The organism is Maccoyibacter intestinihominis (assembly GCF_040096355.1).
GTDB lineage: Bacteria > Bacillota > Clostridia > Lachnospirales > Lachnospiraceae > Maccoyibacter > Maccoyibacter intestinihominis.
The window spans coordinates 21,959-38,177 of the sequence record NZ_JBBMEX010000017.1 but is presented as its reverse complement, the minus strand read 5'-3'; the positions used below and the strand labels follow the sequence as shown (position 1 = coordinate 38,177).

The 16,219-nt window shown below is 37.5% G+C and carries 16 protein-coding genes and 2 pseudogenes; 12 read left to right on the top strand and 6 right to left on the bottom strand.

Annotated features, from left to right (window positions below):
• From WMO43_RS13395 to WMO43_RS13375, 5 genes are all read left to right on the top strand, one after another.
• On the top strand, positions 1-207 hold a 207-nt coding region (locus tag WMO43_RS13395; RefSeq protein ID WP_195492264.1), incomplete at its 5' end, for a tyrosine-type recombinase/integrase.
• Between the two features lie 131 nt (positions 208-338).
• Entirely contained in the window at positions 339-605 is a 267-nt protein-coding gene (locus WMO43_RS13390) for a winged helix-turn-helix domain-containing protein (protein ID WP_434784190.1), read from the top strand.
• Complete coding sequence (locus WMO43_RS13385) at positions 602-1,510, top strand: sensor histidine kinase (RefSeq protein WP_353531524.1); 909 nt, start codon at positions 602-604, stop codon at positions 1,508-1,510. The genes WMO43_RS13390 and WMO43_RS13385 overlap by 4 nt, the downstream gene beginning before the upstream one ends.
• Positions 1,511-1,618: 108 nt before the next feature.
• Complete coding sequence (locus WMO43_RS13380; protein WP_118382267.1) at positions 1,619-2,299, top strand: ABC transporter ATP-binding protein; 681 nt, start codon at positions 1,619-1,621, stop codon at positions 2,297-2,299.
• A 14-nt stretch (positions 2,300-2,313) separates the two neighbouring features.
• Entirely contained in the window at positions 2,314-4,863 is a 2,550-nt protein-coding gene (locus WMO43_RS13375) for an ABC transporter permease (protein WP_353531523.1), read from the top strand.
• A 60-nt stretch (positions 4,864-4,923) separates the two neighbouring features.
• On the opposite strand, the gene mobQ is transcribed toward WMO43_RS13375, so the two are convergent.
• The 5 genes from mobQ to WMO43_RS13350 form a co-directional block, all read right to left on the bottom strand.
• Complete coding sequence (gene mobQ, locus WMO43_RS13370; RefSeq protein WP_353531522.1) at positions 4,924-6,633, bottom strand: MobQ family relaxase; 1,710 nt, start codon at positions 6,631-6,633, stop codon at positions 4,924-4,926.
• Positions 6,634-6,770: 137 nt separating this feature from the next.
• Positions 6,771-6,992 (bottom strand): DUF3847 domain-containing protein, encoded by a 222-nt coding sequence (locus tag WMO43_RS13365; RefSeq protein WP_353531521.1) that lies wholly within the window; start codon positions 6,990-6,992, stop codon positions 6,771-6,773.
• A gap of 170 nt (positions 6,993-7,162) precedes the next feature.
• Positions 7,163-8,020 carry an ATP-binding protein gene (locus tag WMO43_RS13360; RefSeq protein WP_353531520.1) on the bottom strand — a complete coding sequence of 286 codons (858 nt, stop codon included), beginning with the start codon at positions 8,018-8,020 and terminating at the stop codon, positions 7,163-7,165.
• Positions 8,017-8,733: a replication initiator protein A gene (locus WMO43_RS13355; protein WP_118091841.1), complete on the bottom strand. Its 717-nt coding sequence runs from the start codon at positions 8,731-8,733 to the stop codon at positions 8,017-8,019. The genes WMO43_RS13360 and WMO43_RS13355 overlap by 4 nt, the downstream gene beginning before the upstream one ends.
• 24 nt (positions 8,734-8,757) lie before the next feature.
• Positions 8,758-9,141: an adenylate cyclase gene (locus WMO43_RS13350; RefSeq protein WP_117855392.1), complete on the bottom strand. Its 384-nt coding sequence runs from the start codon at positions 9,139-9,141 to the stop codon at positions 8,758-8,760.
• Between the two features lie 257 nt (positions 9,142-9,398).
• On the opposite strand from WMO43_RS13350, the pseudogene WMO43_RS13345 reads away from it, so the two are divergent.
• The 5 genes and pseudogenes from WMO43_RS13345 (at position 9,399) to WMO43_RS13325 (ending at position 13,472) form a co-directional block, all read left to right on the top strand.
• Positions 9,399-10,035 (top strand): annotated as a pseudogene (locus WMO43_RS13345) (M15 family metallopeptidase).
• Positions 10,036-10,112: 77 nt separating this feature from the next.
• On the top strand, positions 10,113-10,652 hold the full coding sequence (locus WMO43_RS13340) for an RNA polymerase sigma factor (RefSeq protein WP_353531518.1): 540 nt from the start codon (positions 10,113-10,115) through the stop codon (positions 10,650-10,652).
• Entirely contained in the window at positions 10,639-11,418 is a 780-nt protein-coding gene (locus WMO43_RS13335) for a hypothetical protein (RefSeq protein WP_353531517.1), read from the top strand. The genes WMO43_RS13340 and WMO43_RS13335 overlap by 14 nt, the downstream gene beginning before the upstream one ends.
• Positions 11,402-12,286, top strand: a complete 885-nt coding sequence (locus tag WMO43_RS13330) for an ABC transporter ATP-binding protein (protein WP_005338319.1) — start codon at positions 11,402-11,404, stop codon at positions 12,284-12,286. The genes WMO43_RS13335 and WMO43_RS13330 overlap by 17 nt, the downstream gene beginning before the upstream one ends.
• Complete coding sequence (locus WMO43_RS13325; protein ID WP_353531516.1) at positions 12,279-13,472, top strand: ABC-2 family transporter permease; 1,194 nt, start codon at positions 12,279-12,281, stop codon at positions 13,470-13,472. The genes WMO43_RS13330 and WMO43_RS13325 overlap by 8 nt, the downstream gene beginning before the upstream one ends.
• A gap of 287 nt (positions 13,473-13,759) precedes the next feature.
• Here WMO43_RS13325 and WMO43_RS13320 read toward each other — a convergent pair.
• Positions 13,760-14,236, bottom strand: a pseudogene (locus tag WMO43_RS13320) (transposase); the annotation flags it as partial.
• Positions 14,237-14,297: 61 nt separating this feature from the next.
• Here WMO43_RS13320 and WMO43_RS13315 point away from each other — a divergent pair.
• Positions 14,298-14,972, top strand: coding sequence for a response regulator transcription factor (locus tag WMO43_RS13315; protein ID WP_014080778.1), 675 nt, complete (start codon positions 14,298-14,300; stop codon positions 14,970-14,972).
• Positions 14,960-16,138, top strand: a complete 1,179-nt coding sequence (locus tag WMO43_RS13310; RefSeq protein ID WP_353531515.1) for a sensor histidine kinase — start codon at positions 14,960-14,962, stop codon at positions 16,136-16,138. The genes WMO43_RS13315 and WMO43_RS13310 overlap by 13 nt, the downstream gene beginning before the upstream one ends.
• The last annotated feature ends 81 nt before the right edge of the window (positions 16,139-16,219 follow it).

Sequence of the window (16,219 nt, the reverse complement as noted above, 5' to 3'; positions counted from 1 at the left end):
CTGGATGGATTTGAAGGATTTCATTTTCACCAGTTGCGACACACCTACACAAGCAACCTTCTGGCAAATGGAGCAGCTCCGAAAGATGTACAGGAACTGTTAGGACACTCAGATGTCAGTACCACAATGAATGTCTACGCCCATTCCACAAGAAAAGCCAAGCGGGAATCCGCAAAGTTACTTGATAAAGTGGCAGGCAACGACTAAATAAAACTTTCCCTTATTTCCCTTACGATTATCTCATAAGGGCAAAAATAAGGGAAAATACATATCATTTCACTAATGAATGGGCTGGAATGTCTGTAAAATAGGGAAAGTTAGAAATATATTTCGGCAAAATGGAATTTTTCAAAAATGGAGAACTTATTGAACTGAGCAAGACAGAACAAAAACTCTTGAAAGTGCTGTGCGAAAACAGAGGAAAAGTAGTGAAGCGAGAATACCTGATTGATGAGGTATGGCAAGGAGATACAGAGTTTGTGGATGCTCATGCTCTGACTGTTGCAGTTAAACGTCTCAGAGACAAATTAGAAGATGATACGCAGAAGCCTGAATATATCAAGACAGTCTATGGAATTGGTTATACCTGGGCGGTGAATGGATGATAGAAATAATTATATTGATTGTAGGAATATTTGTTTTGAGTGGAATCTTCTGGCATAGCATTTTTTATCAGAAAGAAAAAAAGCTTTTGAACCGGCTGCAGCAAATGCTGGATTGTGCCATAGATGGAGAACTGGAACGGACAGAAATATCAGAAGAAAAGTATTCTGCTCTTGAAAACAGTATGAAACAACATTTAGACAGTAGCTTTCTGGCAAGAAAGAACCAACAGGAACAAAAAGAAGTGATACAGAAACTTATTTCCGACATTGCGCATCAGACTTTGACTCCTATTTCAAATTTGAAAATTTATGGTGAAATACTCTCTGAAACGAATCATGAAAATCAGGAGGAGATAGATACCATTTTGGAGCAGACAGAGAAATTAGATTTCCTGATACAATCATTGGTCAAATTATCACGGATGGAGAGTGGAATTATCGCAGTACATTCGGAGGATACTACTATTACACAGATGCTTGAATCCATACAGCAGCAGTTTAACGTGAAAGCAAGGGAGAAGAATATTACTCTGAGCCTATGTGACACGGATTTGCATGTTCTATGTGATCCAAAATGGACCGAGGAGGCACTCGGAAATATTGTAGATAATGCGATTAAATACACAGCATGTGGGGGAAATGTTCAGGTAAAAGCTGAGCAGTATTCTTTTTTTGTAAAGATTGATATCATTGATGATGGCATTGGAATAGAAAAAGAAGAAATACCAAAGATATTTGGAAGGTTTTATCGGAGTCTGTCAGTGGCAGACCAGCCAGGAGTAGGAATTGGCTTATTCCTTACAAGAGAGATTATTCAGGCACAAAAGGGGTATATAAAAGTGACATCAGAGAGAGAAAAGGGCTCTATCTTTTCTGTGTTTCTCCCGATATCAAAAAAGGAATAGTATCAAAACTGTGATATTTCAGAAACCAGATGGAGACATTGTTATGATAAAGTCTGTATTGTAAAGAGCAATACAGGCTTTTTTAAAATATAAGACAGGGAGGAAGACATGAATATATTAAAAGCGGTAGATTTACAAAAAATATATGGACAAGGAGAAACAGAAGTCAAAGCCATTGATGGTGTAAATTTAGAAGTGGAAAAGGGGGAGTTTGTAGCGATTGTTGGAACTTCCGGGAGCGGAAAGTCTACGATGCTTCATATCATTGGAGGATTAGATAATCCAACATCTGGGCAGGTAATTGTGGATGGACAGAACTTAAGCCATATGACAGATGAAGAGCTTACCATTTTCCGACGCAGGAATATTGGTTTCGTATTTCAACAGTATAACTTAGTTCCGATGCTGAATGTATGGGAAAATATTATTCTTCCTGTGAAGCTGGATGGAAAAAAGATTGAAAAGAAATATGTAGATGAAATCATTGATACACTTGGTATTCGGACAAAATTGGAAAATCTGCCAAGTGCCCTATCCGGTGGACAGCAGCAGAGAGTGGCAATTGCAAGGGCTTTAGCTGCAAAACCTGCCATTTTGCTCGCTGACGAACCGACCGGAAATTTGGATTCGAAAACAAGTCAGGATGTATTAGGGCTTCTGAAAGTAACCAGTAAGCGTTTTCACCAAACCATCGTTATGATTACCCATAATGAAGAGATTGCCCAGATGGCAGACCGGATTTTACAGATAGAAGATGGAAAAATTGTTTCAGACAGTGGTCTGGTATAGCAGGGGGCGATTTTATGGTAAAAGTAGAGAATAAAGAGACGTTACGATTATTAACAAGGCGTTTTATGAAAATGAATCGCGCCAGGAATGTTATTGCTGTTATTGCAATCATGCTGACTTCCCTTTTATTCACAAGTCTCTTTGTGGGAAGTGTATCTATGATTCTTTCTAAAAGAGCAACAGAAATTAAGCAGTTTATGGATTCTGCTCATGCTATTGCACAGAATCTGTCAGAAGAAGATGCAAAGCGATTGCAGCAAACAATCGAACAGAGTGAAGATGTTAAGCGATATGGTTCCGGTATTTTTCTGGGAGCTGGAATGGACGAGCGGTTTGGATTTTCCGTAGAGGTCCGATATGCAGATGAAAATATGGCAGAAAGTTTTAATTGTCTGCCAACTACAGGAAGACTGCCGGAGAAAGAAAATGAAGTAGCACTTAGCAGCACGATATTGGAATCTCTGGGTGTTACACCAAAGATTGGGGAAGAAGTAACGCTGACCTGGGAAGTAAATCCCATGCTGAAACAATATAAGACAGATACGTTTCAGATATGTGGATTCTGGCAGGGGGATAAAGCTGTTTTAGGTCAGATGGTCTGGGTATCCGAAGCCTATGCAAAGGAGAATCGTTATCCCGTTACGCAGGAAGAATTAGAAAATGGCATCTACAATGGAGGGAAAGAGTATTCTGTCTGGTACAAGAACCTTTGGAATCTGGAAAAGAAAACGGAAAAGATATCCAAAGCAGCGGGATTTACGAAAGCAGGGACAGGAATGGAAGTCAATCCGGCATATAATCTCTTTGAAGAAGATTCATTTTCATTTTCATCCTTAATTATAATGATTCTATTTGTTATATTAGCTGGATACCTGATTATTTATAATATCTTTAACATTTCTGTGAAAACGGATATCCGGGTTTACGGATTGTTAAAGAATGTGGGAACAACGGGAAAGCAGTTGAAAAAAGTTGTACGTATGCAGGCGTGGAGATTATCAGCTATTGGTATTCCAATCGGATTGCTTTGTGGTTATCTTGCAGGTCTTTGTATGGCTCCGTCCTTGACAGCAGATGCTGAAATTAGTGCACAGGCAGGACAGACTGCTCAGACAGTAGTATCAGCAAATCCTTTGATTTTTCTTGCAGCAGCGCTTTTGACACTTTTAACGGTGTATCTCTCCAGTCTGCAGGCTTGTAAAATGGTGGAAAGAGTTTCGCCTGTGGAAGCTCTGCGTTTGGCAGAAGGAGAGCAGTCACATAGGAAAATAAAAAAGAATACTTCTGTAACCTGGTGGGGGATGGCAGTTCAAAATGTGTTACGAAATTGGAAAAAGGGATTGATTGTTATGCTTTCTATCGCTCTTTCTATGGTGGTTGTCAACTGTATCGTGATGCTGGTGCAGGGATATGATTTTGATTCTTACCGAAAAGTGCTTTTAGCTTCCGATTTTCAACTGGATCAGATGACGGGAAGTTTGTTAAATACGAATTTCAACGGTATTACACCTGAAATCAAAGAGATTCTGGACGAATGTCCTGATAGTGCTAAGACAGGATATGTGTATTATTCTGAGGAAACCCACAAGATGGAGCCGGCACTTATGAAAACGTGGGAGACATTGGCAGAAAAAAACAAAGAAAACTGGACAGATTATGAAAAACAAATCTGGGAGGAAACAAAAGCGGATAATACTGTAAAGGTTCATTTCCTCGGAATTAGTGAAGCGGTGTTTGATATGTTAGAATGGAAAGGGGAAAAATGTTCCTGGGATACGTTTAAAAGTGGGGATTATGTGATTGTGGACTATAGTGATAAATATACAGAAGAACCAGTTTCTTATTATCAGTCTGGCGAAACTTTTAAAATGGAGTACGGAAACGGAAAGCAGAAAGATTATGGGGTGATCGGAGAAGCTATGATGCCATATTCCCTGGATTATCCGTATGCAGATACTGTTTATATTACAGTAATGGTCCCAGAGGAAGAGTATATCACCCAGACAGGAAATCAATCAGCAATGTATGCTGCTATTGATGCCAAGAAGGGAGAGGATAAGCAAGTAAAAGAATACATTGATAAAAATGTTTTGAAAGAAAATGATATGATAAATGTTTCTTCTGTATTGGATATGAAGGCGAGCTTTAGGCGGTTTGTCGGAAAATATTATATGATCGGTGGTTTCCTTGTTGTTATTTTAGCTTTTATAGGTATTATGAATTTCTTTAATACAACAACAACTTCTGTGATTAGCAGGAAAAAGGAGCTGGCACTTTTGGAGGTTGTAGGAATGACGAAAAAGCAGATATCAAAAATGCTGATTGCAGAAGGATTCATATATTTGGGAGGTGCATTTGTTATTGCAATCGTACTGGTTGTGTTTGGTGCAGAAAAGATTTTATCAAATACGTTTGCTACGGCATTTTGCTTTCAACTGCATCTTACAATCGTGCCGTGCCTGCTTATGGTTCCGATATTAAGTGGAATTGCATATGCGATTCCAAAGTATCAGTTTAAAAAGATGAGTCAGGAAAGTGTAGTTGAAAGAATTCGTAATGAATAATAACAATATATAAATTAGGCGTATGGATTTGCTGATCCATGCGCCTCTTTTTAAAGGAAATTATAATTCCATATCATGTGACCTTTTCTTAGATCGAACAGGCTGATTTCGCCGCATCTCCTGTTTCCTCTGATATTCAAGTTCCCAGGCACGATGGGAAAAAACATCAGGATCTTCCACATTGAGATAATCCACCTTATTGGCTGCAATATCACGTCGGTGATAGTCATAATATTTACCGAAAGTACCTTTGAGCTGCTCGATCAGCTTATCCCGGAAATCAGGACGTATATGGATTCTGGTGTCCAGCAATTCTGTATACTGTTCAGGTTCAGGACGAAATTTTTCTTCCCGGAAAGCGGCAGCATCTTTTTCAAGCTGTTTTTTGAGCGAGATGTCCTGAGAATCTAGGATATCAAGATTGTTATTCATCTGGTCGTATTTCTTGGATAGATTCATCATATCTTTATCGGTAGAGCATTCTGCCTGGAAGATTAGCTGCTCTTTCCTTGCTTTCAGTTCTTCGATTTCTTCGGTAATAGTGGTAAGCTGCTGATTTAATTTTATATGCTGGATGGGATTCAAAATACTGGTTTTATCCTTTTGTACATTCAGTTCTTTCCGTTCCGTAACTTTAGCTTTGAGTTTCTTTTTAACTGTGTTGTATTTATTCAGTATTGGATTAAAATGATTCATCCAATCATGAATTACTTCTTTTTGCATCTTATTATGAAGTAAATGATACTGTGTAAAAATCATATGATTGCGGATCGCTTCTAACGTTTCAGCTATTATTGGAATAGACTTTTCTACAGCTTCAGCCAGTTTTGCTACCTTTGCTTTTAATTCTCGGAGCATTTTGTTATCCGCACGAATCTGACGGTTGATTTCACAGCGGTCTGCTATCATGCCTTTCTTTTCCATATTCTGGGCAATGTAGCCTTCATGGATGGTTGGCTGTTCGGTGATTCCCTGATCTGCAAAGCTGCGGTGATCAATGGTAGCATTTATCTGATTACGTGCAAGCATTTTATTTACGGCATCTGCCCAGTTTGCTCTCCAGATATGGAGTTGTTCATCACTGTTCCATTGTTCGGAAATAGGATTCTGTCTGCCATATCGGCTGCTCTTGGGGTGTTTATCAATCCGTTTATATCCTTTTTCTTGTGCAACAGAGGAAGTCAGATATTCTTTCTTTTTCCCAACTTTATAGCGATATTGCTTTTCCCATCCCTGTTTTTGGGCTGCTTTAAATTCAGAAGCAGTAAATCCTTTTTCTTCCCCATCTTTGATACAGAGATATTCTTTTTCGGTTTTATACTGCCATGTTCCATTTTCATTTAGTGGTCGGACAGTAAGAAGAATGTGTGCATGGGGATTGTGACCATCTGTATCGTGAATGGCAAAATCAGCACACATTCCCATATCTACAAAATTCTTTTTAATAAAATCTTGAAGAAGAGAAATATTGCTGTCTTTATCCAACTCAACGGGGAGTGCGACAACAAATTCTCTTGCAAGTCGGCTGTCTTTGGTCTTTTCGGTTTCTTCCACAGCATTCCAGAGTTGTTCCCGGTCATTCCATTCCAATGGAGCCATTGGAGGAAGCATCACCTCCTGATAGATCAGCCCATGCTTTCTGGTATAGTCATGCTGGATGCCGTCATAATCATTGTACATGCGGCTACAGCTCATATAAGCAGAAGCAGCAACAGCAGACCGACCGGAACCACGGCTGACGACTTTGGCTTGCATATGATAAATTGCCATATCTGGCACCTCCTTTCGATGTTGCCTGCAACAGCGGATAAAGCCCTCGGCAGAGCGCACGAGCCCCGAAGGGGATACCACTGCCTGATTTATCAGGTGGTGAGTAAGTGCGCCCTTCGGGAGTAGAACTTGTGCGTTTACATTCCCTGTAGTCGGATCATCAGCTCCCGTTTCAGGGAATCTAAATCCATTTCTTTAATATGGGGAACAATACTTTCCAGAATGGCTCCTTCCTGGACTAATCGGTGTGTTCTGGCATCACGTTCTTTTTTGCGATTTCTTGCTTCGGCTTCTTCCTGGCGGTGTCTTGCCTGTAAAAGTGCTTTTTCTTCCGGTGTCATGATTCTTTTATCTGCCATATCTGGCACCTCCTTTTTATGCCCGTATCCGGGCAGTTTTGGTTTTAAAATCTTTTGGTTTGGTACTATGGTTTTAGATAACTGACAGTGGCATGTTCTTGGTGAAAAATAAGGAAAGATAGTAGTACCACTGTCAGTGAAAAATAATCATTGCGTTATACTTCTTTGAGTCAATTCTGGTTCGGAGCATGATTGTTCAACAGGATTTTTTTCGCTTGTTTTAAATTAGCTGTTGCATTGTCCTGACGAATATTCCGGTTATTGATACGGACAGGAATACATCTCTCCAGAATACGGTCATAAATTCGTTTGTGTGCGATATCAGCGGCGTTATTCAGCTCTGATAAAGTGAGATTAGTCGTTATGATCAGGGGCTTTTTACTGCGGTAACGACTGTCTATCACATTGAATACCTGTTCCAGTGCAAAGTCAGAGTTCCGCTCAATTCCGAGATCATCAATAATCAGAAGACTGTAACGGTTTAAGCTGTTGATGAACTGGTTTCTGTCTTCAAAATGCATTCCGGTAAGGGTATTCAGAATCCGGGAAAAGTTGGTCATCAGTACAGGAACGCCTTTTTCCAGAAGGGCATTGGCAATGCAGCCTGCAAAAAAAGATTTTCCAGTACCGACATCACCCCAGATGAGAAGTCCGGAAGCGTTTGCTTTCATCTCTTCCCAGTTGCTTACATAATTGTGTGCCAGTTTTATTTCTGGATTGATGCCGTTATCCCTGGCAAAAGTGTAGTCATAGAGTGCTTTGTCCTGTAAGCCGCTGGTTTTAAGATGCTCTATTTCCATTTGTTTTTCATGAAGTTTTCTCTGGGCTTCTTCCTGCTCAAAGATTTCCTGCTGGCATTTACAGCGGATGGAAGGAATAAGAACCTTTCCCTGTAATTCATGCCGGCATTGTCTTGGCGTATTACATTTGGAACAGTAGATCAGGTGGTCTGTTTCGTTAAAATATTCATCAGGCTGAAGCTCTCTGCTTGGTGTTATAGCGGTTGCTTTTTCTATAAATTTTGTCATAATGTTTCGTATTCCTCACTTTCGTAATTTCGTTGCCGGGAAGCAGGATGATCCTGTCTTGCCCAACTGATGATGGTAGCTGCGTGGTTCTGATATTGCTTTCCGGTAGAAGCCATATAACCGGATAAGCGTTCAATATAATCCTTCCAGTCAGGGATTGTCTGCCGGATATTTTCCAGCTCTTTCTCTGACAGAAAAACATTTTGAAATTTTCCATAGGGTGAGAGTGGATCCTTACTCCCTCTTATTGCTAAATTGTTCTTTTTTATCTCTTTCTTATTACCAGACAGTTTTCTGTCTGTATCAGGGAAAGAATCCTGTCTGTCAATAGGACAGTTTTCTGTCTGTCTTAGGGAAAGAAATCTGTCTGTATAGTGGATGGTTTCTTTTGGGAGTTTTACATAAATCCGATTAGGCTGTCCGGGTCCCTGCCGTTTTCGGAAGATAAGCTCCTGTTTTTCCAGTACTGCCAGAGCAGTTTTAACAGTCATCTGGCTTTTGTGGAGAACTTCTGCCAGTGCTTCAATCGTAAAGTAAATGAACACATGACCATCTGTATCTGACCAGCCCTCATTTTTCTGGGAAAGCCTTGCCCGGTCGAGCAGGATAATATAAAGCATTTTGGCAGTTTCGTTTATTTCCATGTCCAGAAGGAAACGGGGAAACATCATATAAGATGGCAGGTTGGTGTCTGCTGTCAGAAAGTCAGTCATGTGTTCACCTCCAATCAAAAGGGTTTATTCTCCAAGAAAATCCCAGTCTACATCACTATCTGGCTGTGAATTTTCAGGTGCTGGAAAGGACGCCCTGATTTGGGGCTCCCTTTGCGCTATGCCTGCAGTCAGTCCGGAAAGAAAAAGTGGCAATGCCTGTTTCAGACTGTTTTCCACTGCATCTACAATCTGTTTCACAAAAAGTTCTTCCCGTTCTCTTGTTTCCAGATAAGGATCAGCCTGTGTGCGGTAGTAGCGGTCAAAATAATCTACCAGTGCAAGAGAGATTACCTGACTGTAAGATTTAAAATCCTGCCTGTCCATCGTCTGTAAATATTCCCAGGCTCTCCGCTGCTGTTCTTTGTCCAGATTAAAGCGCAGGTTTGTGTTGCGGATATTGTTCTGCATGGTTTATCCCCTCCTTTTTTCGTATTGATTGATTCAGCAGGTCGTACCGGTGTGGTACTGCTCTGCTGTGGGATAAGCATACGAAAATCGGAGGAAAAAGGCATTGAGAGGAAATTGAGTTGGAATTGAGAAAAAATAAACTTTTTATTGATAAATAAGTTTAGATACTAACTCTTTTGTTGTTTTGGTTGTTAATTATATTAAAAGTAGAAATATTTTGATAATGAAAATGTGGGAGAGAAAATGAACAAAAGAAGATACAGCAATCGCAGAAGAAAGAATATTTTACGTGTATTCATTCTTTTAATGACTATCATAATAACCGTTGTAATGTGGAGAACAATAAAAATCGATGTGCAGGTTGGAGAATTAACATTACCGAAAATTTTGCAGTCAGAAAAGTCCTTTGCAGACACTTCGGGTGAATGGAATCTTATTTTGGTCAATCGAAATCATTATATTCCAAATAATTATCAAGTAGAATTGACAGAATTATCGAATGGTAAAAAAGTAGATTCACGGATTTATCCAGAATTACAACAAAAAATTATGGACGAGAAAATCAATGAATATGAAAAACAAGGATATTCTGCGAAAGAAGCAAAAAAAAGAGCCGAGAAATATGTTGCAATTCCCGATACAAGCGAACACCAATTAGGACTGAGTGTTGATATTAATGCGGATACCGACAAATGTTCTTCTGAAAAAGTATATCCATGGTTAGACGAAAATGCATATAAATATGGGTTTGTAAAACGTTACCCGGAAGATAAAACGGATATAACAGGAATTAGTAATGAACCATGGCATTACCGTTATGTTGGAACGACTGTCGCTAAAATAATGAAAGAAGAAAATTTATGTTTGGAAGAATATTTAGAAAAATATAAATAAAAACAAAAGAAAATCCTAACTTTTTTTATAGTAGGATTGTTATATTATTTAGAAAACAGAGGGAGGCAAATTTGCGAATGGAATACAAAACTGATTCTTTGTTAGTACATCTAGCAAGAGCAGGAGATGAAGATGCGTGTGAAAAACTGGTCAAAAAATATTACTCAAGTATATATCAATATTGTTTGCTACATATCAATGATCCATATGAGGCAGAGGATTTGACACAAGAAGTGTTTACACGTTTCTTTTCCAATTTATATAGATATAAAGAATATGGAAAAGTTAAGAATTATCTTTATACAATTGCTGGAAATACCGTTAAAAATTATTACAAAAAGAAAAAAGATATTCCATCAGAGGAACTGCTAAAATCAGAGTACAGTAGTAAAAATCATGTAGAAGAGCTAGGAGTCCGATTAACTATTGAACAGGCAGTGAGAAAGTTACCGGAAGAAATTAGAGAAACGGCAGTTTTATATTTTTTTCAAGAATTGAAACAAAGAGAAATTGCAGAATTACTTCACATAAAACTTTCGCTTGTAAAATATCGAATTGGAAGAGCAAAAGAACTTTTGATGAAAGAGTTGGAGGTGAAAAACTATGATGAAATATAAGCAACAAATAAAGGAATATAAAGAGGAGATTGAAAAAAAATATGTAATGATTGAAGCAGAAAACAGAACAGTAAAAGCATGTCAGAATATTCTGTCAGAGTCAATTTTATCGAAACAATCGCATAGAACATCTTATTTTGAATTTTTGTATGAGCAGACAAAATTCATAAAAAAAAGATGGTGGATTTTACAAGGTTGTATTCTTATGTGTCTATGGATATGGTTGAGTAATTATACGTCAGACATAAAAGATATGATGAGGATTATGGGAATATCTGCCATCATATTTGTGGTTCTGATTGTCCCGGAAATTTGGAAAAACAGAAGAAATGGTGCGATTGAAATTGAGCAGGCGTCTTATTACACACTGCGTCAGATTTGTACAGCAAGAATGTTAATGTTTGGAGTAGTGGATCTGGTGATCGTTATGGTGTTTTTGGCAATTACATATCAAACAACAATACTCTCGTTAAGTGATTTGGCGGTTAATTTTTTGCTTCCAGTAAATGTTTCATGTTGTATATGTTTTCGTGTATTGTACAGCAGATGGGAAAAATCAGAATATATAGCAGTGCTTTCCTGTCTGGTATGGGTTGGTTTATGGATGATGCTTGTTGCAAATGATGTTATTTATCAGAAAATTGTAACTCCGGTATGGGTGGCTATGCTGATATTGACTTTTGTATATTTTGTTTTTTGTGTTCAGAAGTCATTGGTATTTGATGAAAAAATTTTGGAGGATTACACGTATGAAATTAGAATTTAAAAATGTAACAAAACAATACGGAGAAGTAAATGCTGTTAATAAAGTGAATTGTGTTATGGAAAAAGGAATTTATGGACTGCTTGGAGTAAATGGAGCAGGAAAGACCACATTAATGCGTATGCTTTGTACGATTGTTCAACCATCAGAAGGACAAATATTATGGAATGGTAAAGATATATGGAAACTAGGAGGTGAATACCGAGAAGTTCTGGGATATTTACCACAGGATTTTGGATATTATCCAGATTTGACCGTATATGATTATATGATGTACATTTCTTCTATAAAAGGGTTAAAAATGCCGTTTGCCAGAAAAAAAGTGAAGCAATTATTAAATCAAGTAGGAATGGAAAAATTCAGTAAAAGAAAAATGAAGAATTTGTCTGGAGGAATGGTTAGACGTGTAGGAATAGCACAGGCGATGTTAAACGATCCGCAAATTCTTGTCTTGGACGAACCTACCGCTGGATTAGACCCGAATGAAAGAATACGTTTTCGTAATTTAATTAGTGAATTGTCAGAAGAACGTTTGGTGCTCTTGTCTACACATATTGTATCGGATATTGAGTACATTGCGAATAACATTATGTTAATGAAAGATGGAGAACTTTTTTATGCAGGTACTGCGGAAGATTTAGTATCTTCTATGAAAGAAAAGGTATGGCAATGTAATGTTTCGAGAAGTATGATAGACAAATATATGAATGAATATTTGGTTGGAAATATAAAAACAACAAAAACCGGAGCAGAGCTTAGAATTATTTCAATAGAAAAGCCAACAGAAGATGCTGTGGCTGTAGAAAAAAATCTGGAAGATGCATTTCTATTTTATTTTGGAGAAAAATCGGAGGAAAAACAAGATGCTTAAATTAGAATTAAAACGAATTTTTTCAAAGAAAATTAATGTATTTGCAATCGGATTGGCATTGATACTTGCTGTCATTTTTAGCGGATTTGCAGTTACAAGTAATCGCTATGTGGATGAGAATGGAAATGCTAGTACTGGAATTATGGCAACAAGAAAACTTACAGATAACAGACGAGCATGGAAAGGTACATTGACAGAAGATGAACTTGGAAAAGTTATAGAACAAAATAAAAATGCGGTGACACAATCCTCAGAAGAAGAAAATGCGATTTACGGAACGACATTACAACCGATAGATGATATTAGGAGTTTTATAATATCGGTATTAACACCGGATGCAGAATATGATGAAAGTGTTCTGAATCAAATTACAGAAGAAAATATACAAGAGTTTTATGACACTTATCATAAAAATATGGAAAAGATGGCAGAAGAATATGGAAAGACTTCTGTACAGCAAAAATACTTGGAAAAGAAATATAATGAAATAAAATTACCAGTAGAATACGAATCTTATAGTTCATGGGATACTATGATTATGTATGTAGAAACGTATTCTATTATTCTGGCAATCATAGTTGGTTTTATTTGTGCTGGAATATTTGCAGATGATTTTCAGACAAAAGCAGATGCAGTATTTTTCTCTACAAAGTATGGACGTACAAAAGCTGTTAAAGCAAAAATACTGGCAGGAATAGCTACGACAGTTATGATTTATTGTATGGGAATTATATTACTTAGTGTGATTTGTTTTGGAATTATGGGAACCAGTGGTATGAATACACCTTATCAAATGTATCAGGCATATAGTATTTACATTATGTCATATGGACAATACTATTTGTTGACAGTTGTATGTGGATTTATAGCCAGTATGCTGGCGGCTGTAGTGTCTATGTTAGTAGCGGCTAAAATGCATACAATTAGTGTCGCTGTTTGCATTCTGTTCTTTTTATATTGCTTATTGCTATTTATAGGACGGGCACTTTCTGGGTATACAACGCTTTTCAATTTGATACCAACAATTTTGACAAATGTACAGGCAAGTGTAAAAGTCCCACTTATTTATCAGATTGGGAATTGTGTATTTCGACAAATTCCACTTGTAATGGTAATGTATACAGTGATGGCAATAGCCTTACTGCCTTTTATTTATAAGAGTTTTCGCAGATACGGAAACAAGTAAAATTGTATTCATACTCATGAAAAACAAAGTAAGTAAAATATTTTCTGGAAAAATCAAAGCATAATTTAAAGATTTACGGCGGGCAAGTTGCCCGCCGTAAATTATGCTTATTTTGTTAAAAGACCGGATAGAGAGACCGTTTCAAGTTTTGTGTAAACGTTAAAAACTGATATAAGATTTATGAATAGTTACAAATGGGCAGAGCCGATTTTTCAGGTTCTGCCCATATCTGCATTATACAGGAGTTTTTGGGCATGTCAATAAAACCTGCCTAAAACAAGATGTTTTTACAGGCTGCGTCCGATTAGACGTTCTTCAAAATATATTTCCAGCTGGGAATGAATCTGTCCCCAGTCCTGCCGATGGCCAGTCCATTTTTTCGTGATATCCATAGTTGCCAGATACAGCATTTTCAAAAGGCTGTCATCCGATGGGAAAACCGTTTTGCTTTTAGTCACTTTCCGGAGCTGACGATTGAATCCTTCAATGGCATTTGTGGTGTAAATCAGGCGTCTTACTGCCTCAGGATATTTGAAATAAGTGGACAGGGTTGCCCAGTTATCATGCCAGAACTTTGCACTTTCGTTTTCTCCAACATACATTCCAAGGACATCTTTTTTCCCATTCATGTCGATACCAAGAGCAATGTAAACCGCACGTTTTACAATACGTCCTTCACTGCGGACATGATAATGGATTGCATCCATAAATACTACAGCATACACTTCTTCCAGAGGGCGTTCCTGCCATTCTTTTACAATCGGCAGGATTTGTTGCGATTTCATTGTTTTTTATCGTATAATATGGAGACTGGAGGTGGTTTGGATGAAATACAAGATTTTAGTTGTTGATGATGATAAAGAATTGGTGAAAATGCTTTGTAGTTATTTTAATATGAAACAATATGAAACCATTACGGCTACAGATGGAATGGAAGCATTAAATAAAATAAAAATGAAACCGGATATTATTTTGTTGGATATCAATATGCCACGCATGGATGGGATTGAAGTATGTCGTCTGATACGCAGTAAAGTGTTATGTCCAATTTTATTTCTAACAGCAAGAGTTGACGAAGATGATAAAATTAATGGGTTGCTTTCGGGTGGGGATGATTATATTACGAAACCATTTAGTCTTCGGGAGTTGGAAGCGAGGATTGTTACAAACATAAAGAGAGAAGAAAGGCATCAACAAAAAACGGAATACCGTTTCATGGATGAAATGCTGATTGATTATTCTGAAAAAATAGTAGCTATAGCTGGACACAGGATGGAGTTCACAAAAATTGAATATCAGATTATTGAATTCTTATCCATGCATCCAGGGCAGGTGTTTGATAAAGAACGTATATATGCACAAGTCTGTGGATATGATGCGGAAGGGGACAGTAGAACGATAACGGAATTAGTACGGCGTATAAGGAAAAAAATAGCGGATTATTCAGAAAAAGAATACATAGAAACTGTATGGGGGATTGGATACCGATGGAAAAAATAAGAAACTTGTCACTGAAAAAAACAATTCTGCTTTATTTTGTGATCAGCTTAACGGCAGCATTTCTGTTATCTGGATTTACAGTTCATTTTGCAAGAAATATGCAGAATAAAATATGGGAAAAATATATTGATTATGCAGATTATACGGACGTGTTTCAGCAATATGGAAAGAAATACGAGATTGAGATATCAAGACCTAATCAATCGCAGATGAATCGTTTGGACCATCATCTTTCGGAAATGTGTGACTTTATGGAAACATATTCGGTACTGATTTTTTCGATTGTTGGGAGTGTTGTTGCGGTATTCTTTTTTTATAAAAATAAGTTAAAGACACCTCTACAGGAACTAAAAGATGCCTCACAAATGATTGCAGATAATGAACTGGATTTTCATGTGTCCTATGAAAATAAAGATGAGATGGGAACTTTGTGTAAAGAATTTGAAATGATGCGAAGTGATTTATCAGATAACAACAGAAAGATGTGGCGAATGATTGATGACGAGAAGGCTTTGCGGAATGCAATTGCACATGATATACGTTCTCCACTTTCCATATTGCGTGGGTATCAGGAAATGCTCTTAGAGTTTGTTTCTGCTGAGAGTATAAAAACAGAGGATGTTATTGATATCTTACAAACAGGCATGTATCAGATTGACCGTATAGAGCATTTCACGGAAAACATGAGAAAAATGTCCCATTTAGAACAGAGGGAACTGCAATGCTCAGAGATAGAATTATCGGAACTGGCAAAAAAGATTGAGGCAGAAGCTGCCATGCTGTCCAAGAAGGAAAGTAAATTATGTAAGGTAGAAAGAGTGCAGGAACAAAACATTGTGAAAGTGGATGAGGAACTTGTCATGGAAGTGACAGACAACTTACTGGAAAATGCGGTTCGATATGCACAAAAAAGTATTGCTTTGCAGATAAAGAAAAAGGATGGTTTTCTTATAATTTCTGTTGAAGATGATGGAATAGGATTTGTGGATACTGAGGAAAAAGTAACAGAACCATTTTATCATAAGAATCCACAAGATGATTTAAAGCATTTTGGCCTTGGTATGTATATTTCTCGTATTGTCTGTGAAAAGCATGGAGGAAATTTGAAAATATATAATGCCAGACAAGGCGGTGCTCATGTAGAAGCTCTTTTCAAAGCTGAATAAAAATACTTTATAAGGCTGAAATCACAAATAAAGTGGTTTTAGTCTTTTTTGTTGTGAATTTATTGAGAATTGATTTGTATG

What these genes read in the sequence shown, in the direction of transcription:
- WMO43_RS13390 (WP_434784190.1), top strand. Translation starts at nt 339, where the DNA reads ATGGAATTTTTCAAAAATGGAGAACTTATTGAACTGAGCAAGACAGAA.
- WMO43_RS13385 (WP_353531524.1), top strand. Translation starts at nt 602, where the DNA reads ATGATAGAAATAATTATATTGATTGTAGGAATATTTGTTTTGAGTGGA.
- WMO43_RS13380 (WP_118382267.1), top strand. Translation starts at nt 1,619, where the DNA reads ATGAATATATTAAAAGCGGTAGATTTACAAAAAATATATGGACAAGGA.
- WMO43_RS13375 (WP_353531523.1), top strand. Translation starts at nt 2,314, where the DNA reads ATGGTAAAAGTAGAGAATAAAGAGACGTTACGATTATTAACAAGGCGT.
- mobQ (WP_353531522.1), bottom strand. Translation starts at nt 6,633, where the DNA reads ATGGCAATTTATCATATGCAAGCCAAAGTCGTCAGCCGTGGTTCCGGT.
- WMO43_RS13365 (WP_353531521.1), bottom strand. Translation starts at nt 6,992, where the DNA reads ATGGCAGATAAAAGAATCATGACACCGGAAGAAAAAGCACTTTTACAG.
- WMO43_RS13360 (WP_353531520.1), bottom strand. Translation starts at nt 8,020, where the DNA reads ATGACAAAATTTATAGAAAAAGCAACCGCTATAACACCAAGCAGAGAG.
- WMO43_RS13355 (WP_118091841.1), bottom strand. Translation starts at nt 8,733, where the DNA reads ATGACTGACTTTCTGACAGCAGACACCAACCTGCCATCTTATATGATG.
- WMO43_RS13350 (WP_117855392.1), bottom strand. Translation starts at nt 9,141, where the DNA reads ATGCAGAACAATATCCGCAACACAAACCTGCGCTTTAATCTGGACAAA.
- WMO43_RS13340 (WP_353531518.1), top strand. Translation starts at nt 10,113, where the DNA reads ATGGAATACAAAACTGATTCTTTGTTAGTACATCTAGCAAGAGCAGGA.
- WMO43_RS13335 (WP_353531517.1), top strand. Translation starts at nt 10,639, where the DNA reads ATGATGAAATATAAGCAACAAATAAAGGAATATAAAGAGGAGATTGAA.
- WMO43_RS13330 (WP_005338319.1), top strand. Translation starts at nt 11,402, where the DNA reads ATGAAATTAGAATTTAAAAATGTAACAAAACAATACGGAGAAGTAAAT.
- WMO43_RS13325 (WP_353531516.1), top strand. Translation starts at nt 12,279, where the DNA reads ATGCTTAAATTAGAATTAAAACGAATTTTTTCAAAGAAAATTAATGTA.
- WMO43_RS13315 (WP_014080778.1), top strand. Translation starts at nt 14,298, where the DNA reads ATGAAATACAAGATTTTAGTTGTTGATGATGATAAAGAATTGGTGAAA.
- WMO43_RS13310 (WP_353531515.1), top strand. Translation starts at nt 14,960, where the DNA reads ATGGAAAAAATAAGAAACTTGTCACTGAAAAAAACAATTCTGCTTTAT.